This is a genomic window from Cupriavidus sp. 94F1 (assembly GCF_057798875.1).
Window position 1 is genome coordinate 120808 of record NZ_JBYOJT010000006.1, and the last position, 18375, is coordinate 139182.

At 67.5% G+C, this 18375-nt stretch carries 16 protein-coding genes; 5 read left to right on the forward strand and 11 right to left on the reverse strand.

The features are described 5' to 3' along the window. Window positions 1–102: 102 nt before the first annotated feature. Window positions 103–417: a hypothetical protein gene (locus AC3FJ6_RS16600; RefSeq protein ID WP_488772897.1), complete on the forward strand. Its 315-nt coding sequence runs from the start codon at window positions 103–105 to the stop codon at window positions 415–417. On the opposite strand, the gene AC3FJ6_RS16605 is transcribed toward AC3FJ6_RS16600, so the two are convergent. Beyond that, window positions 418–1680, reverse strand: a complete 1263-nt coding sequence (locus AC3FJ6_RS16605; RefSeq protein WP_488772898.1) for a Zn-dependent hydrolase — start codon at window positions 1678–1680, stop codon at window positions 418–420. A gap of 93 nt (window positions 1681–1773) precedes the next feature. Next, window positions 1774–2604, reverse strand: a complete 831-nt coding sequence (gene hpnD, locus AC3FJ6_RS16610; RefSeq protein ID WP_488772899.1) for a presqualene diphosphate synthase HpnD — start codon at window positions 2602–2604, stop codon at window positions 1774–1776. Between the two features lie 533 nt (window positions 2605–3137). On the opposite strand from hpnD, the gene AC3FJ6_RS16615 reads away from it, so the two are divergent. Both AC3FJ6_RS16615 and AC3FJ6_RS16620 read left to right on the forward strand, forming a co-directional pair. Beyond that, the gene (locus AC3FJ6_RS16615; RefSeq protein ID WP_488773156.1) at window positions 3138–4256 is read left to right on the forward strand and encodes an efflux RND transporter periplasmic adaptor subunit; all 1119 of its coding nucleotides are present in this window, start codon (window positions 3138–3140) and stop codon (window positions 4254–4256) included. A 9-nt stretch (window positions 4257–4265) separates the two neighbouring features. Next, on the forward strand, window positions 4266–7376 hold the full coding sequence (locus AC3FJ6_RS16620; RefSeq protein ID WP_400395700.1) for an efflux RND transporter permease subunit: 3111 nt from the start codon (window positions 4266–4268) through the stop codon (window positions 7374–7376). A 21-nt stretch (window positions 7377–7397) separates the two neighbouring features. Here AC3FJ6_RS16620 and AC3FJ6_RS16625 read toward each other — a convergent pair whose 3' ends face one another. The 8 genes from AC3FJ6_RS16625 to AC3FJ6_RS16660 form a co-directional block, all read right to left on the reverse strand. Beyond that, window positions 7398–7634 (reverse strand): hypothetical protein, encoded by a 237-nt coding sequence (locus AC3FJ6_RS16625; RefSeq protein WP_153948141.1) that lies wholly within the window; start codon window positions 7632–7634, stop codon window positions 7398–7400. Between the two features lie 18 nt (window positions 7635–7652). Continuing rightward, window positions 7653–8066 carry a DUF3830 family protein gene (locus tag AC3FJ6_RS16630; protein ID WP_488772900.1) on the reverse strand — a complete coding sequence of 138 codons (414 nt, stop codon included), beginning with the start codon at window positions 8064–8066 and terminating at the stop codon, window positions 7653–7655. A 77-nt stretch (window positions 8067–8143) separates the two neighbouring features. Beyond that, window positions 8144–9334, reverse strand: a complete 1191-nt coding sequence (locus AC3FJ6_RS16635; protein ID WP_488772901.1) for an amidase — start codon at window positions 9332–9334, stop codon at window positions 8144–8146. Window positions 9335–9400: 66 nt separating this feature from the next. Next, window positions 9401–10462: an ABC transporter ATP-binding protein gene (locus AC3FJ6_RS16640; RefSeq protein ID WP_488772902.1), complete on the reverse strand. Its 1062-nt coding sequence runs from the start codon at window positions 10460–10462 to the stop codon at window positions 9401–9403. A gap of 16 nt (window positions 10463–10478) precedes the next feature. Continuing rightward, window positions 10479–11561 carry an ABC transporter ATP-binding protein gene (locus AC3FJ6_RS16645; protein ID WP_488773157.1) on the reverse strand — a complete coding sequence of 361 codons (1083 nt, stop codon included), beginning with the start codon at window positions 11559–11561 and terminating at the stop codon, window positions 10479–10481. A gap of 11 nt (window positions 11562–11572) precedes the next feature. Next, on the reverse strand, window positions 11573–12460 hold the full coding sequence (locus tag AC3FJ6_RS16650) for an ABC transporter permease (protein WP_153948145.1): 888 nt from the start codon (window positions 12458–12460) through the stop codon (window positions 11573–11575). 10 nt (window positions 12461–12470) lie between these two features. Further along, entirely contained in the window at window positions 12471–13421 is a 951-nt protein-coding gene (locus AC3FJ6_RS16655) for an ABC transporter permease (protein WP_153948146.1), read from the reverse strand. 101 nt (window positions 13422–13522) lie between these two features. Beyond that, complete coding sequence (locus AC3FJ6_RS16660) at window positions 13523–15100, reverse strand: ABC transporter substrate-binding protein (RefSeq protein WP_228770943.1); 1578 nt, start codon at window positions 15098–15100, stop codon at window positions 13523–13525. 264 nt (window positions 15101–15364) lie between these two features. On the opposite strand from AC3FJ6_RS16660, the gene AC3FJ6_RS16665 reads away from it, so the two are divergent. Further along, window positions 15365–16612 (forward strand): Zn-dependent hydrolase, encoded by a 1248-nt coding sequence (locus tag AC3FJ6_RS16665; protein WP_488772903.1) that lies wholly within the window; start codon window positions 15365–15367, stop codon window positions 16610–16612. Between the two features lie 26 nt (window positions 16613–16638). On the opposite strand, the gene AC3FJ6_RS16670 is transcribed toward AC3FJ6_RS16665, so the two are convergent. Further along, window positions 16639–17424 carry an IclR family transcriptional regulator gene (locus AC3FJ6_RS16670; RefSeq protein WP_488772904.1) on the reverse strand — a complete coding sequence of 262 codons (786 nt, stop codon included), beginning with the start codon at window positions 17422–17424 and terminating at the stop codon, window positions 16639–16641. A 245-nt stretch (window positions 17425–17669) separates the two neighbouring features. Between AC3FJ6_RS16670 and AC3FJ6_RS16675 the strand changes: the two genes are divergently transcribed. Continuing rightward, window positions 17670–18368: a GntR family transcriptional regulator gene (locus AC3FJ6_RS16675; RefSeq protein ID WP_249640877.1), complete on the forward strand. Its 699-nt coding sequence runs from the start codon at window positions 17670–17672 to the stop codon at window positions 18366–18368. Window positions 18369–18375: the final 7 nt, after the last annotated feature.

Genomic DNA, 18375 nt, shown 5'->3' on the forward strand with positions numbered 1-18375 from the left:
CCTGAAGATCGATCCGGAAGCCACGGTCGAAACCGCCATTATCCAATGAAAGTGAAGCATAACCGGCACGGGCAAACCCTGCGTCGCACAATTTGCGCGCGAGTGGTCTGTCTGGCCGGCCTGACCCTGCTGATCGCCGCGGCGCCTGCCCCGGCATTCGCCCAGTCGGCGGGCATGGCGCATTTGCTTCATCCCAAGGGCCAGCCGCCGGGCGGGCCCGGCAGCAGCCCGGCGGCACCCGAACGCAACCGTCAGCAACCGCGCCGCAATGATCGTGCCGAGACCGAGCGCGACATGGCCGAGCGTGCCGCGCGTCAGGGGCAGCGCGGCGGCAGCCAGCGCCTGTCGCCCGACGAACGCAAGACGCTGCGCAAGAATCTTTACGACATCGGCAAGGAAATGTACCAGGGCGGCTGATCAGCCCGCCGTCCGGAAGTGCCGCAGGAAGTCCACGAATACCTCGGCGGCCTGCTGGGCGTCTTCCACCGTGATCGTTTCCGCCGGATTGTGGCTGATCCCGCCATTGCCGCAGCGCACGAACAGCATTGCCACATCGGTGATCCGCTGCATCATCATCGCGTCGTGCCCGGCCCCTGAAGGCAGCTCGAACGCCTCCAGCCCACGCTTTCTCAGCACCGCCGCGAACTGGTCCATCAGCCAGCGCGCGCACGGCGCGTTGTTGACCGGCGTGACCCGTTCCACGGCGACCTGGAGCGATCGCCGGGCCGCTATGGTCTCGATGCCTGCCACGATATCGGCGATGGCCGCTTCGCGGATGCCGTCCTCGCCCGCGCGGATGTCCATCGAAAATACGCATGCGGCAGGAATCACGTTGCTCGATCCGTTGGGCACCTGCAGCTGGCCCACCGTGCCGACGAGCGTCGGCACCTGGCCGCAGCGCTGCTCCACCAGCAAGATCATTTCCGCTGCGCCGGCGGCCGCGTCGCGTCGCATATCCATTGGCGTGGTGCCGGCATGGCTGGCCAGGCCCTCCACACGCACCTGGAAGCGGCTGCTACCGGCGATCTGCGTCACGATGCCCAGCGGCAGGCCGCGATTGAGCAGCACCGGGCCCTGTTCGATATGGACTTCGACAAAGCCGGCCAGCGTGGCGGGATCGACCGCCGCGGCGCGCAGCGCGTCCAGGCTGCCTGCGCCCGGGAAGCCCGCCTGCGCCAAGGCATCGCGCATCGACACGCCATCGGTGTCCACACGGTCCAGCAACGCCGGATCGAAGCGGTTCGCCAGCACGCTGCTGGCCAGGAAGCTGGTCTTGAAGCGCAGGCCTTCTTCTTCGGCAAAAGCCACGACCTCGAAGTGGTAGGGCAGGCGGATGCCCGCGTCGCGCAGCGCGCCCACCACGGCGATGGGCAGCAGGATGCCCAGCCGCCCGTCGTAGCGTCCGCCGTTGCGTACCGTGTCGAAGTGCGACCCGGTCATCAGCACCGTGGGGTTCGGCTCGGCCGGGTCGGCGGCATAGCGGCCGATCACGTTGCCGATGGCGTCAATGCGCACGGCCATGCCGGCATCTTCCATCCAGCGCGCCAGCAGCGCCTGCGCCTGGGTATGGGCGGGCGTCAGATAGGCGCAGGTCAGGCCGCCTTCCATATCGGAATGCCGGGCCAGGGCGTCGGCGCGATCAAGAATCAGCTGGCCAAGAGAGGGCGTGGCAGGGGTCATGGCATCGATACTCTGAAACAACTGGCCGCCAGGGACTGACGGCAAGGGACGGCGAAGGCAGCGGAAGGAGTCAACGCGGCAAGGCGCCCGCGCTCAGCCATTCCTGAGCCAGGTCTTCCACGCCAGCCACAGCTTGCGCATGGGCGTCAGCGCAATGCGCTGGGTCAGCACCTGGAAATCGCTGGCTTCGATCTCGTCAAGCAAGGCATGGTGGATGGCCGCCAGCGCCAGCGCCGCGCGCTGGGCCCGGCGGTCGGCGCGGGGCAGCAGCGCCAGCGCTTCCTGGTACAGCGTGCGGGCCAGCGCGGCCTGTTCGCGCATCAGGGACACAAACTGCGGGGAATGGCGCGACTGCATGATGTCGGCCACCGGCACCTCGAATCGCTGCAGGGTATCCACGGGAATGTAGACGCGGCCCTGACGGGCGTCGTGGCCCACCTCGCGCACGATGCGGATGCGCATCTGCGACAGCCCGAGCTTTTCGGCCGACTCCAGCGTACGTTCATCGGTAAAGCCCAGCAGCCGTGCCGACAGCTTGCCGAGCGTACCGCCCACCAGCCTGCAGTACCGGCCGAGCGCGCCCTCGTCGAAATAGCGCGACTGGGCGAGGTCCATCTCGGTGCCGTCGAGCACCTGGGTCATCTCTGCCTGGGGCAGGCTGGCCAGGTAGGGCAGCAGCGCGTGGCTGACGGGATGATTCGGGCTGCCTTCGTACAGGCGGCGCAGTTCGGCGCGCCACCAGTCCAGCCGCTGCAGGGCCACGCCGGCATCATGGTTCTCGTGAACGATGGCATCGAGCTCCAGGCGCCAGGCTTGCAGGGCCGTCAGCGCGCGGCGGCGTTCGGGGGGCAGGAGCAGGCTGCTGTAATGGAAGCTGGAGCCGCTTTTCGCGGCCTTGTCCTGGCAATACTGATCGGGCGTCACGCCAATCTCTTTCTGGTGGGGCGGCGGGGGCGGCGCCAAAGCGGCGAATTGTAACATTGGCCACCTGGAGCGGCCTCCGCGATTGTGTGATGAAAAAGGCCCTTATTGCGTGCGGCGCCGGGAACGTGGCGTTTTGTCGCGGAATACAGCCGTTCGTCATCCGGCGTTTGACGCACTCATGGCCGCTCGCTATATTACTGACCGCAAAGTTATTAACGCCCCATGGCCGATTTCCGAAGTTCCGGGAGTCGACCGGAACGGCGGCAACGCGCCCGACCCGAGGCGCCAGCGAGACACCATCCGGCCACAAGGCCGCGCAGTACCGCTGCCGGATTCAGCCCGAGTTTCAGCCGGTTTTTGCTGCACCCCAGCTTCATCCTTTTCCACCGACTCAAAGACGCTTGTCCATGCCAGTGCCCGTTGCCAGGCCGGAAGTTGCGGCCGCTGAAGTTGATCTCGTTCCCAAGTCGCGCCTGGCCGTACGTCCCCCGGTGCGGCCGGGACGGGTCCGTGCGGCCGCGGGGCTGCTGGCCATGGTGGGGCTGCTGGCACTGGGCGGATGCGGCAAGCAGGCCGAGCCTGTGGAGGACGTGCGGCCTGTACGCCTGATGCAACTGAGCCCGGCGGCCGGCAAGACCGAATACGAGTTTTCGGGCGAAGTGCGCCCGCGTATCGAGTCGCGGCTGGGATTCCGGGTGGGCGGCAAGATCGCGGCCCGTCTGGTCGATGTCGGGGCCAGCGTACGCAAGGGGCAGCCGCTGGCCCGGCTCGATCCGACCGACCTGGCATTGGCCGAGTCCGGCGCGCGGGCCCAGTACGATGCGGCCAAAACCGACCGCGACCTGGCCGCTGCCGACCTGAAACGCTACAAGGAACTGGCGGCCAGGAACTTTATCAGCGCGGCCGAGCTGAACCGCCGCCAGGCGACCTTCGATTCGGCCGCATCGCGGCTGGAACAGGCGCAGGCCAGCCTGCGCAACCAGTCGAACCAGACCGGCTACGCGGTGCTGACGGCCGACGCCGACGGCGTGGTGACCGCCATCGACACCGAGGTGGGCCAGGTGGTCACGCCGGGCCAGCCGGTAATCCGTGTGGCGCAGACCGCCGAAAAGGAAGTGGCCATCGGCCTGCCCGAGGATCAGGTCGACATGCTGCGTGGCATCACCGATGTGTCGATCCATACGTGGTCGGACCCCCACCGCACGTTGCCGGGCCGGGTGCGCGAGATTTCGGCGGCCGCCGATCCGGTCACGCGTACCTATCCCACCCGCGTCAGCATTCCCAACCCGCCGGCCGACCTGCGCATCGGCATGACGGCCGTGGTGTCGTTCATCCGGACCGGCGATGCGGCCACGATCCGCGTGCCGCTGACCGCTTTGCTGCAGGACAAGGGCGCCAACCAGGTGTGGATCTACCAGCCCGGGCAGGGCGGCAGCGGTACGGTCAAGCCGGTGCCGGTGACGCTGGGCGAGGCGCAGGGCAACCTGATCGAGGTGCGGCAGGGTCTGACGCCGGGCCAGACCATCGTCACGGCCGGCGTCCATCTGCTCAAGCCCGGGCAGAAGGTCAAGCCGATGCAGAGCGTGGCGCCGGCCCAGCCGGCCTCGAACCCCGGCGCGCAGCTGAGCGCCCTTGACCGCCGCCTGGGCTGAGGGCGGCGCATGGAACATTCCCGTTTCAACCTGTCGCGCTGGGCGCTCGAACACCAGCCGCTCACGCGTTACCTGCTGGTCGTGCTGCTGCTGGGCGGCCTGCTGGCGTTCTTCCAGCTTGGCCAGGACGAAGATCCGCCGTTCACGTTCCGCGTGATGGTGGTGCAGGCCTTCTGGCCTGGCGCCACGGCCGAGCAGATTGCCGTGCAGGTCACCGACAAGATCGAACGGCAACTGCAGGAAGTGCCGTATGCCGACAAGATTCGTAGTTTCTCCAAGCCGGGCGAGACCACGGTGATCTTCCAGCTGGCCGACAATTCGCCGGCCAAGGACACCGCGCAGATCTGGTACACGGTGCGCAAGAAGATCGGCGATATCCAGCAGACCCTGCCGCAGGGCGTGCGCGGGCCGTTCTTCAACGACGAGTTTGGCGACGTTTACGGCTCGATCTACGCGCTGTCCGCCGACGGCTTCAGCTACAAGGAACTGCGCGAATACGCCGACCTGGTGCGGCAGGAACTGCTGCGCATTCCGGCCGTCGCCAAGGTCACGCTGCTGGGGCTGCAGGACGAGAAGATCTTCATCGAGTTCAACCAGGCGCGATTTGCCCAGCTGGGGCTGGACATCAACGCCATCGCCAACCAGATCTCGGAGCAGAACAATCCCACCGGCAGCGGCGTGCTGGTGACGCCCACCGACAACCTGCAGGTGCGCGTCACGGGCCAGCTGGGCGACGTGGAAGACCTGCAGAACCTGGTGCTGCGCGGGCCCAACGGCATCGCCAATATCCGCCTGGGCGACATCGCGCACGTGTACCGTGCCTATGTGGACCCGCCCGTCAGCAAGATGCGCTTCAACGGCAAGGACGTGATCGGGCTGGGCATCTCGATGGAAAAGGGCGGCGACATCATCGCGCTGGGCCAGGAACTGCGCCGCGTGACCGATGGCCTGCGCGGGCAGTTGCCGGTGGGCATCGAGATGGATCAGGTGCAGGACCAGCCGCAGGCCGTCAAGCGCAGCGTGGGCGAATTCGTGCACGTGCTGATCGAGGCCGTGGTGATCGTGCTGGGCGTGAGCTTCGTGGCGCTGGGCCTGCATACCCGGCCGCTGCGCCTGGACGTGCGGCCCGGCCTGGTGGTGGCGCTGACAATCCCGCTGGTGCTGGCGGTGACGTTCCTGTTCATGAACATCTTCGGCATCGGCCTGCACAAGATATCGCTGGGGGCGCTGATCATCGCGCTCGGGCTGCTGGTCGATGACGCCATCATTGCCGTGGAGATGATGGTCCGCAAGCTCGAGGAAGGCTTCTCGAAGATGGAGGCGGCCACCTTTGCCTATACCTCGACGGCCATGCCGATGCTGACCGGCACGCTGATCACGGCGGCGGGCTTTCTGCCGGTGGGGCTGGCGCGCTCCACGGTGGGCGAATACACGTTCGCGATCTTTGCGGTGACGTCGCTGGCGCTGGTGCTGTCGTGGCTGGCGGCTGTCTATTTCACGCCGTATCTGGGCTACCTGATCCTGAAGACGCGCACCCAGGACGGCGGCCATCACGAGGTGTTCGACACGCCGTTCTACGCGCGCTTCCGACAACTGGTGAACTGGTGCGTCACGTGGCGCAAGACGGTGATTGCGATCACGCTGGTGGCGTTCGCGCTGGGTCTGCTGGCGTTCAAGTACGTCGAAAAGCAGTTCTTCCCCGATTCGAGCCGCCCGGAGCTGATGGTGGAGCTGTGGATGCCGGAGGGTACCGCCATTGCGGAGACCGAGGCCATGACCAAACGCTTCGAAGCCGCCATGCGCCGCGACAAGGGCGTGCAAAGCGTGACGTCGTTCGTCGGCACCGGCGCACCGCGTTTCTACCTGCCGCTGGACCAGATCTTTCCGCAGTCGAACGTGGCCCAGGCCATCGTGATGCCGGTGACGGTGGAAGCGCGCGATGCGCTGCGCAAGCGTATCGAGCGCGTGCTGGTCACGGAGTTTCCGCAGTTGCGCGGCCGCGTGAAGCTGCTGCCGAACGGGCCGCCGGTCCAGTATCCGGTGCAGTTCCGTGTGATCGGGCCCGACGCCGGCGGGGTGCGCAAGGTGGCCGACCAGGTGCGGGCGATCATGACGGCCAACCCCAACACGGTGGGCGTCAATGACAACTGGAACGAGAACGTCAAGATGCTGCGGCTGGAGCTGGACCAGGACAAGGCGCGGGCGCTGGGCGTGACGACCAACGCCATCGCGCGGGCCACCCAGGCCGTGCTGACGGGCGTGCCGGTGGGCCAGTATCGCGACGCCGACAAGCTGATCGACATCATCATGCGCACGCCGCGCAGCGAGCGCGACACGATGTCGGACCTGAATAATGTGCTGGTGCCCACCAGCACCGGGCGTGCCGTGCCGCTGACGCAGGTTGCGCGCGTCACGCTGAAGTCCGAGCCTGGCGTGATCTGGCGCGAGAACCGCGATTTCGGCATCACCGTGCAGTCCGATATCGTCGATGGCATCCAGGGCCCCACCGTCACCGCGCAGATCAATCCCAAGCTGGACCCGATCCGGGCCGCGCTGCCGGCCGGCTACCGGATCACGATCGCCGGTGCCCAGGAGGAAAGCGGCAAGGCCGGCGCCTCGATCGCGGCCCAGCTGCCGCTGTGCATCTTCCTGATCTTCACGCTGCTGATGCTGCAGTTGCACAGCTTCTCGCGCGCGGTGATGGTGTTCCTGACCGGGCCGCTGGGCCTGATCGGCGCCGCCGCCACGCTGCTGCTGCTGCATTCGCCCATGGGGTTTGTCGCGCAGTTGGGCATCACGGCGCTGCTGGGCATGATCATCCGCAACTCGGTGATCCTGGTGGACCAGATCGAGCAGGACATCCAGTCCGGGCTGCCGCCGTGGAACGCCATCGTGGAATCGGCGGTGCGCCGTTTCCGGCCGATCATCCTGACGGCCGCGGCGGCGGTGCTGGCCATGATCCCGCTGTCCCGATCCACGTTCTGGGGGCCGATGGCCGTGGCCATCATGGGCGGGCTGGTGGTGGCCACCGTGCTGACGCTGCTGTTCCTGCCGGCGCTCTATGCCACGTGGTTCCGCATCAAGCCGCCCGAGGACGAGCGCGGCGTGATGGCGGGCTGATCGGGAGCGAGGGCGCTGGCCTTACGGCCGGCGCTTCTTCCATTCGTAGTCCGGCGCCGGGTCTGCCGCGCCGGGCTTGCCCACCGAATTCGGGTTTTCCGAACAGAGCGTGACAAAGCTCACCGGCTCGCCGGCGAACTGCCGCCGGCGCAGCGCCTCGGCGAACTGCAGCGCATCCCGCAGCGCGTCGCCCGGGAACGATTGGGCGTGCGGGGCCATGCCCTGGGCAGTGGCCTCGGTCCAGTAGATCATGTACATGGCGAGGTCCCCGGCCAGCTACTCTGCCAGCTCGAACACCACGTCCTGCGCGCCTTCCCAGAGCACCTTGGTGCCCAGCGCGCGCAGGTTTTCCTTGCCTTCGACGATGGTCAGGAAGTGGTTGCCGGCCAGCTGGCCCATCTTGCTCGCAAAGCAGCAGCTGCCATAGGCCAGGATGATCTCGGTCTCGCTGTAGCCGCCCGGATAGAACAGGATATCGCCCACCGACGGATGGCTGGTGTGGTTTTCGAAGCCCACGCCGAGCTTGAATTCGCCCAGCGGAATCCAGCAGCCTTCGCCGCTCCAGCGCACGTGGATCAGCTTCTGCCGGTAGGGCAGCAGCTTCATGAAGGCGGCCACGGTGTCGGGGGCGTCCGGGTTCGTCTCGGCGATGAATGTGTGGCCGGCGGCGGTGATGCGGAGTCGGGTCATGGAGTTTTCCTATTGCGTGTCTGTCCCCGCCGGCACGGGGCGGCGGGGTCCAGTGGAGCGTAGCCTATGCCGGCCCGTCAGACCAGTGCCGTCATCAGCGTCTGCGCCACGGCGATCAGGCTGCGGTCGCTGCCCTTGGGCCCCAGCAGCGAGATGCCCAGCGGCGCCCCGTCCCGGCCCGACAGCGGCAGGCTCAGTTGCGGAAAACCCGACAGCGGCGTCAGGCACAGCGTGTGAGCGGCCGCCGTGCGGTAGTCCTCCAGTGCCTCCATCGGCGTGGCGCGCAGCGGGGCGATGTCGGGCATGGTCGGCAGCACCAGGATGCCGTCATGGCCCAGCAGCCGGCCCAGGTGCGCGGTGAACTCGCGGCGCACGGCGCTCGACTGTTCAAACTGGGCCTGCGTCACGCCCTTGCTGAACGCAAAGCGGCCGGCGATATCGGGCCCGAGCTGCAACCCGTAATTTTCGATCAGCGCACCGTCGGCCTGCCAGGCTTCCCAGCCTTGCACGTAGCGGAACGCCCAGTACAGGTCTGACAACGGACGGTCCGCCACGTCCACCGGCGTGGCGTTGCCGAGGATGGCTTCGATGCGCGCCACGGTCGGCGCCAGCGCGGCACGCGCGGCGGGGGTGGGCAGTTCGAACAGGTCGGACGCCAGCAGCAGCCGGGGCCGGGCCGGCAGCGGATCGCCATCGGCGCCGCACAGGACATCCGCCACCCGGGCGAACGTGGCGATATCGCGGGCAAAGAAGCCGCAGGTATCGAGCGATTCGCAAAGGGGCATGCAGTCCTGCAGCGAAATGCGGCCATGCGAGGGCCGGATGCCGAACAGCCCGCAATGGCTGGCCGGCGCGCGCACCGATCCGCCCGTGTCGGTGCCCAGCGCGAAGTCGCAGAGCTGGTGTGACACGGCCGACGCCGATCCCGACGACGACCCGCCGGTGATGCGGTCGGGCGCCGCGCCGTTGTACGGGCCGCCGTAGTGGTAGTTCTGGCCGTTCATCGAGAAGGCCAGCTCGTCGGTGTGTACCTTGCCGATGAACCTGGCACCGGCGTCGAGCAGCTTCTGCACGGTGGGCGCCGTGGCGGTCTTGATGCCCGAGCGCGCCAGCACATGCGGATTGCCGCCGCCCGTGGGATAGCCGGCCACGTCGAACAGGTCCTTGACCGCGAAGGTCAGGCCACGCAGCGGGCCGGTGCCCGCGTTCGGCACGGCGGCATCGGGGTAGGGCAGGAAGGCGCGGGCGGGATGGGTGGCCAGGCTCATGGTGTTCGGTTTCCTTGGTCGAGAAGGTAAGGGGTCATGCCGCTAAGGGGTCATGCCGCTAAGGGGTCATGCCGCGTATTCGCTGGAGGCGCTGGATGCGGGTTCGGATACCAGCACGCAGCTCACGCGGTGGCCGCCGCCCAGTGATACCGCCGGCGGCACGGCTGCCAGGCACTCGGGCCGCGCCTGCGCGCAGCGGGGCGCGAATGTGCAGCCCGGCGGCAGGTTGGCCAGGTCGGGCGGTGCGCCGCCGATCGTCTGCAGGCGCTGGCCGCGGTCCATGCCATGCTGGCGGCTTTGCAGCAGCGCAATGGTGTAGGGATGGCGCGCCTCGCGCATCAGCGTGCGGATCGGGCCTTCCTCGACGATACGGCCGCCGTACATCACCGCCACGCGGTCCGCAATCTCCACGGCCGCGCCGATGTCGTGGGTGACGAAGACGATCGACAGGCCCAGTTCGCGCTGTAGTTCGCGCAGCAGGATCAGCACCTGGATCTGCACCGTCGCATCGAGCGCCGTGGTCGGTTCGTCGGCCAACAGGATCTTCGGCTGCGCGGACAGCGCCAGCGCAATCATCGCGCGCTGCCGCATGCCGCCCGACATCTCGTGCGGATACGCGGCCAGGCGGCGCTCCGGGCTCGGAATGCGCACCGATTCCAGCGCCTTGAGCGCCAGCGCCTGGGCTTCGGCCCGCGATACCTTGCGATGGGTGCGGATGCATTCGACGATCTGCTGGCCCACGGTGTAGACCGGGTCGAGCGCCAGCAGCGGCTCCTGGAACACCATGGCGACGATGCCGCCGCGCAGCCGGGCCAGCGCGCGCTTGTCGAGCTTGAGGACATCCTGCCCGGCGACGCGGATATCGCCCTGCATCGTCGTGCGGCGGGGCGGATGCAGGCGCATCAGGGCGCGCAGCGTCACGCTCTTGCCCGAACCGGATTCGCCGATCAGGGCAACCGCTTCGCCCGGCGCGACGTCGAGCGACACGCCATTCACGGCACGGATGGTCTTGCCGCCGCCCGAGAACGTCACCCGCAGGTCTCGCACCGAGACGGCCGGCGGGGCGGGGCTGGCGGAGGCGGCGGAGGCGGCGGCGCTGGAAGAGGAACTGGTGGAGTCTGTGGACATCGAAATCTCCCGCGATTCAGGGCGTGGCGGCGTGCAGGCCGGGCGTCATGCGGCGCAGCGGCAGCGAATGGCCGCCGTCGGGCATCGCCATCAGGCACGACACCGGATGGCCGGCCAGCGCATCGGACAGCACCGGCGCGCGGCGTTCGCAAACGGGCTCGGCACGGGCACAGCGCGGATGGAAGCTGCAGCCGGACGGCGGGTTGATCGGGTTGGGCGGGTCGCCGGCCAGCGGCGCGGCCTGTGTCCGGTGGTCGGGGTCCATCGACGGCATCGACGCCAGCAACGCGCGCGTGTACGGGTGCGCGGGGTTGGCATAGACCGATTCGGTGTCGCCGATCTCCACGACCTTGCCCAGGTACATGACCATCACGCGGTCGCACAGGTAGCGGATCACGTTGAGGTCGTGGCTGATAAAGACGTAGGTCAGGTCGAATTCGGCCTTGAGGTCCAGCAGCAGGTTCAGCACCTGGGCTTCGACGGATTTGTCCAGCGCGGACACCGCTTCGTCCAGGATCACCAGGCGCGGCCGCAGGGCCAGCGCACGCGCGATATTCACGCGCTGCCGCTGGCCGCCCGACAGTTCGTGCGGATAGCGGCCGGCAAATCGCTTCGGGTCCAGGCCCACGCGTTCCAGCAGATAGCGCGCCCGCTCGGTGGCTTCGCGGGACGGCACGCCGTGCACGCGCGGCGTGAAGGCGACCGATTCCTCGATGGTCAGACGCGGGTTCAGCGACGAATAGCTGTCCTGGAACACCATCTGCACTTGGCTGCGGAAGGCCTTCATCGGCAACTGCGGCGAGCCCACGCCCTGGGCGTCGAAGATCAGTTCGCCGCTGTCGTGCGGCGTCAGCTGCATCAGCAGCCGCGCCGTGGTGGACTTGCCGCATCCGGATTCGCCCACCACCCCCAGCGTTTCGCCCTTGCGCACGTCGAAGCTGACGCCATCGACGGCCCGCACCACGCCCCCGGCGCGGAACGGCACCGCCGATTTCAGCGGGAAATGCTTGACCAGGTCGCGTGCGATCACCAGTGGCTGGGCCGGGCCGCCGACATCGGCGGCGGCGCCCGGTACGACGGGATGGGGGGTTGCCAGCATCTCGGCCATGCTCACTCCTTGATTTCCATGGCCGAGCGGATGCCGTCGGCCAGCAGGTTGAACGAGATCGAGGTCAGGAAGATCATCGCACCGGGCAGCGCCGCCACCCACGGCTGCGTGTAGATGGCCGTGCGCAGCGTGTTGAGCATCAGGCCCCATTCGGGCTCGGGCGGCTTCACGCCCAGGCCCAGGAACGACAGCCCGGACGCCAGGATCATCGACACCGAGATCAGGCTGGTGGCGTAGACGAAGATCGGCCCCAGCACGTTGTTGAGCACGTGCGCCCGGACGATGGTCAGCGACGAGGCGCCCGAGGCGCGCGCCGCATCGACAAACTCGCGGTTGCGCACCTGGGTGGTCACGCTTTCGGCCACGCGCACGATCTGCGGCACGAACACGATGGTCAGCGACAGCAGCGCGTTGCCCACGCCGGCGCCCAGCGTGCCGGACAGCGCGATGGCCAGCAGCACCGACGGGAACGCGTACAGGATGTCGGTGAGCCGCATGATGACCGTGTTGGTCCAGCCGCCGGCATAGCCGGCCACGATGCCGATGGCGCTGCCGATCACGAACGCCAGCAGCACGGGTGTGATGCCCATGAACAGCGACAGCCGCGCGCCGAGCATCAGGCGCGACAGCATGTCGCGGCCCAGCTCGTCGGTGCCGAGCGGATAGCCCGCGAAGCCTATCGGCTTGAGCCGCTTGAGAATCGACGATGCGTACGGGTCGGCCGGCATCAGCGCCGGGGCAAACACGGCCATGGCGATCAGCGCCAGCAGGATCAGCGCGGCCAGCATCGCCAGCCTGTTGCGCAGCAGGCGCCGGCCCACGGTGGTCCAGTAGCCGGGGGAGCGTTCCACCGGCAGCGGCGCCACGGCCTTGTTCAGTGTCATTTCCATGGCAGGCTCCTCAGTTCCGTTGGATGCGCGGGTCGAACAGCGTCTGCAGCGCGTCGACCAGCAGGTTCAGCAGCACGAAGAACACGGCCAGGACCAGGATCGTGCCCTGCAGCAGCGGAAAATCGCGCTGGAAGATCGCCGAGTTCAGCAGGAACCCGGTGCCGGGCCACGAGAAGACCGTCTCGATCAGGATCGAGCCGCCCAGCAGATAGCCGAGCTGCAGGCCCATGACCGACAGCGCGGTGGGCGCCACGTTCTTGACCACGTGCCGGAACACGGCGAACTCCGACAGCCCGCGCGCGCGCAGCCCGACGATGAACTCGTTGGACAGGATTTCGGCCACCAGCGCCCGGATCGTGCGGGCGACGATGCCCATAGGGATCACCGACATCGTCACGGCCGGCAGCAGCATGTACTGGATGTGTTCCCAGTCCCACCGCCAGGAGCCCGAGCCATCGGGGCCGGCGCCGGTGGCCGGCAGCCAGCCCAGCAGCACCGAGAACGCGATGACCAGCACCATCCCCAGCCAGTAGTGGGGGATGCTGACGCCCAGCACCGACAGGAACGACGCCACGCGGTCGGGCACCGAATCGCGCAGGTAGCCGGCCACGAAGCCGAACAGGCTGCCGAACGTGAAGCCGATCAGCGTGGCCACGGCGGCCAGCCGGATCGAGTTGATGACCGCGTTCGACACTTCGGCCATCACGGGCCGGTTCGTCGCGATCGACGTCCCCAGGTCGCCATGCAGCGCGCGCGCGAGCCAGTGGAGGAATTGCTCCAGGAACGGCTTGTCGAAGCCGTACAGCGCGGTCAGCTGGCGGCGCAGGTCTTCGGACGCATCGGGCGGCAGCACCGACACGAGCGGATCGCCGGGCGCGATATGAACCAGCGAGAAGCAGAGCAGGGCGACCCCAAGCAGGATCGGCAGCGCATACACGATGCGGCGGAGCAGGTAAGTCATGGTCTGTGGCCGGCTTGTGGGGGTGGCGAGGGCGTTTCTATATGGCACCCTCTCCCATTGACATGGGAGAGGGGAGCAACCGGCAGCATTTGCTTGCCGGCTCAATCCATCGACATCGTCGCAATGTCGATGAACCAGCTTTGCGGCTGCACCACGCCCTTGACCTTCTTCGAGATCGCGCGCGGGCCCACGTCGTGGGCGATCAGCACGAACGGCGCTTCCTCGACGATGCGGGCATGCAGCTTGGCCAGCGCGGCGTCACGGTCCTTCTCGCCGAACGACGTACGCGCGGTTTCGATCAGCTTGTCGAACTCGGCATTGCCGAAGTAGCCCCAGTTGTTCGAAACCGGCGGCTGGGTTTTCGTGCTGACGAAGCGGACCATGGCGAAGAACGGGTCCATCGCCGCAAAGCTGACGTTGATGGCGTTGGTGCCGTGCGCGCTCGGGTCCTTGGCGCCGATGCGCCAGTTGGTGAACAGCGTGTTCCACTCGACCACGTCGAAGTCCACGTCGAAGAAGCACTCCTTGAGGTTCTGCTGCACGTATTCGTTCATCGGCAGCGGCTGCATCTGGCCCGAGCCCGATGCCGACACCTGCACCTTGACCTTGACCGGCTTGGCGGCCGAGTAACCCGCCTCGCTCATCAGCTTGCGCGCCGCGGCCGGGTCGTACTTGATGTCGAACTTCGGATTGCCCCACCATGGGTTGCCGGCCTCGACAATGCCCTTGGCCTCGGCCATGTAGCCGCCCAGCAGCGTTTTCAGGCCGGCGCGGTTCACGCACAGGTTGGCGGCCTGGCGCACGCGCTTGTCCAGCCACGGCGAATTGGGCGCGAACGACAGTTGCCACGGCCACATGTGCGGCTGGGCGTTGGCGTAGACCTCGAAGCCACGGCTCTTGATCTGCGCGATGGCGTCAGGCGCGGGGGCCTCGATCCAGTCCACCTGGCCGGACAGCAGGGCGGCCGTGCGCGCATTGGCCTCGGGCATCGGCACCATCACCACCTTGTCGAGCTTCGGCGTGCGCTTCGGGTCCCAGTAGCTGGCGTTCCTTGCCAGTTCCAGGCGCTCGCGCGGCACGAAGCGCGTCATCCTGAAGGGGCCCGTGCCCGATGCATCGGCGGCAAACGCCACCCATGCCTGCTTGCTGCGCTCGGCCGGGTCGGTCACCGACGCCGGCACGGCGGCCAGCTTCTTCTCCCACTGCGCGGGCGACGCCATGAACAGGTTCGACACGTTATAGGGCACGAACGAATCGGGCTCGGACGTCACCAGTTCCACGGTCAGGTCGTCGATCTTCTTCGCGCTGCGCAGCGTGGGCATGCGCGATGCCGTGACCCCGACCTGGCTCGGATCGAACTGTTTGGCGGTCTTGTCGAGCACCTTGTTGACGTTCCAGACCACGGCGTCGGCGTTGAACGGCGAGCCGTCGTGGAACTTCACCCCGGGACGCAGCTTGAATGTCCACCTGGTCTTGTCCTTGTCGTCGACCTTCCACTCCGTGGCCAGGCCCGGCACCAGCAGGCTTGGGCCGTTGCTCCGGGACAGGTCCCAGGCGGTCAGCGCGTCGTACATCGGAATGCCGGTGAAGCGGTTGCCTTCGAAACCCTGGTCGGGCTGGCCCAGCGTGCGCGGGATATCGGCGGCGGTCATGCCGATGCGCAGTACCTTGTCGGCCATGGCTGCGCCGGGCAGAGCCAGCAGCGACAGGGCGACGGCAGCCGAGGCCGAACGGACGACAGCGGAGAAACCTTTGGCGCGGGGATACGTGGAGAGGGTCACAGGCAGGGCTCCTGATTGGGGGATGGGTTGAACGCTTGTGTTCGGTCTCGAACTAGCAATTGATGTGCCAGTGCCCATGCACCATCGATGGATCACCGGCATCGGTGGTCTGCTTCTTGCTGGTTCGACGCTCGATGTTCACTCACTGCAGACAACACAGACATGGATTCGCAATTCACTCCCCGCATCAATGGCGCCCGCCTGTGGCAATCGCTGATGGACCTGGGCGCGATCGGCGCCACGCCCCTGGGCGGCGTGTGCCGCATCGCCCTGACCGACGAAGACCGCAAGGGTCGGGACCTGGTGGTGCAGTGGTGCCGCGAGGCCGGGCTTGACGTGCGCGTGGACGAGATCGGCAACGTCTTCGCGCGCCGCGCCGGCACCGATCCCGACGCGCCGGCGGTGGCCACCGGCAGCCACATCGACACCCAGCCATCGGGCGGCAAGTTCGACGGCAACTTCGGCGTGCTGGCCGGCCTGGAGGTCATGCGCACGCTCAATGACCTGGGCATTGCCACACGCGCCCCGCTGGAAGTGGCGTTCTGGACCAACGAGGAAGGCACGCGCTTCACCCCGGTGATGATGGGGTCCGGGGTGTTCGCCGGGGTATTCGACGGGGCATTCGCGCGCGCGCAGCAGGACCGTGACGGGGTGAGCGTGGGCGAGGCGCTCGAAACCATCGGCTACCTGGGGGCGCAGCCTGCCGGCCAGGTGCCGGGCGGCATGTACGCGGCCTATTTCGAGGCGCATATCGAGCAGGGGCCCGTGCTGGAAGCCGCCGGCCTGCCGATTGGCGTGGTCAGCGGCGCGCTGGGCCAGCAGTGGTACGACGTGACCGTGACGGGCCAGGACGCCCATGCGGGCCCCACGCCGCTGGCGCTGCGCCACGACGCGCTGCTGGCATCGGCGCGCATGATCGAGGCCGTCAACCGCATTGCGCGCGACGAGGCGCCGCATGGGCGCGGCACCGTGGGTTTTGTCGAGGTCAAGCCGAATTCGCGCAATGTGATTCCCGGGCGCGTCGATTTCTCGGTGGACTTCCGCAACCTGTCGCAGGCCGGGCTCGACCGCATGGACGCGGCGATGCGCGCCGCGTTTGCCGGCATCGCGGACGCCGCCGCCGTCACGGTGGCCGTGCGCCAGGTGGTCAAGTTCGAGCCCTGCATCTTCGCGCCCGCGTGCGTGGACAGCGTGCGGCGCGCGGCCGCGTCACTGGGGCTGCCGCATATGGATGTGGTGAGCGGGGCCGGGCACGATGCCGTCTACGTGGCCCAACGCGCGCCCACCGGCATGATCTTCGTGCCGTGCAAGGACGGCATCAGCCATAACGAGCTGGAAGACGCGCTCCCCGAGCATATCGAAGCCGGCGCCAACGTGCTGCTGCAGGCGATGCTGGAGCACGCGCGGTAAGCCTGCCGGCAGCGGAACGCCGGAGGTCAGTGGGCGATCGACCGCGAGATCGCCCACGCGCATTCGATCACCAGCGGCCCGAGCTTCTTCTGCGCGTCGGCCATGGTCCAGCGGCTGGCCGGCGGGGATACATGCACCGCGCCAACGGCCTCGCCACGGCTGTTCACGATGGGCGCCCCCACGCCCATGTCACCGAGGAACAGTTCCTCCTCATTGCACGCATAGCCCAGGCTGCGGCATGCCACCACCTGCTCGAAGATCGCCTCCACATCGGTCAGCGTGGCCGGCGTCCGCGCCTGCCGCGTGGAGGCTTTGAGCATCGCGCGCACCTGGTCGTCGGGCAACTGGCTCAGGTAGGCCCGGCCGGAACTCGTGCAGTACATCGGAATCCGCATGCCCACCGGTGTCAGCACCGGCATGTGCTTGGCGGTCATGAGTTGCGCGACGTAGACCATGTCGAGCCCCACGGGCTCGGTCAGGTTGGCCGTCTCGCCACTGGCATTGGCCAGTTGCGACAGATAGGGGCTGGCAATCGGGATCAGCGCGTCGGCCGCCAGGTAGTTGTAGCCGATCTCCATCACCCTGGGCGTCAGCCGGAAGCGCCGCGTCTGCGGGTGCTTGTCGACATAGCCGAGCCGTTCCAGCGTATGGACGGTGCGCTGGGCCGAACTCCTGGTCATGCCGGTGAGGGTGGCGATTTCCACCAGGGTCAGCGTGCGATGCACGGCGCTGAACGCGCGCAGGACTTCGAGCCCTTTTTCCAGGGACTGGTTGAAGAGCGGGTCGGGACGGTCGCCGTCGTTGATGGCCATGGGGGAGATCCGGATTCGGCACCATCGTCGTGATCCGCTGCACCACGATGGCTGCATATTGCACCAAGATATTGATGTATCGATTATCGATTTATAGCGGACCGCTCATGATAGGCGCAACGGCCGTCACATGGCGCGCTGTCGGGGGACACATGGTGTTTACCCCTAGGAAATTCCCGGTTGTGTCCAGTGAAATATCACACTAGTATCACAGCAACTTCAAACGAACAGACCGTGACTCCGCCGTGGTGAATCCGATTCGACTGGTTGGCGCCGCCGACCCCGCGCCCGCAGCGCCCACCGCCGCCCAGAGCGGCGCGGCAATGCGCGAGCAGGCCTATACCGAAATCAAGCGCCGCATCATTGCGTGCGAGTTCCGTCCGGGCGAACCGCTGAACGAGGCCCAGGTGGCGGCGCTGCTGGGCCTGGGCCGTACGCCCGTCCACCAGGCGCTGCATCGGCTCGAAGTGGAAGGGCTGGTGTCGATCCTGCCGCGCAAGGGCGTGCTGGTGACGCCGCTGTCGCTCAATGAAGTGCTGGACATGATCGAAGTGCGCGCCACCAATGAGGTGCTGTGCGCCACGCTGGCCTGCGAGCGCGGGCACGACAGCGATTTCAAGGCGATGCGCGACATCGTCGACCGCTCGCCCGAACTGGTCGCCCGGCGCGACATCCCGGCGCTGGCGGCCCTGGATCTGAAGTTCCACACGGCCATGTCGGCCGCCTCGCGCAACCGCGTGCTGGCCGATCTGCTGCGCGGCCTGCACGAGAAGCAGGCCCGCTTCTGGTTCCTTTCGCTGTCCGATCCGCAGCACCTGGAGAACGTCTACCAGGAGCATCTGGAGATCGTCGACGCCCTGGAGCGGCGCGACGTGCCGGCCGTGCGCGAGGCCATCCGCGAACACATTGACGAATTCCGGAAGAACATCATCCGGACACTCTGACCCGAAC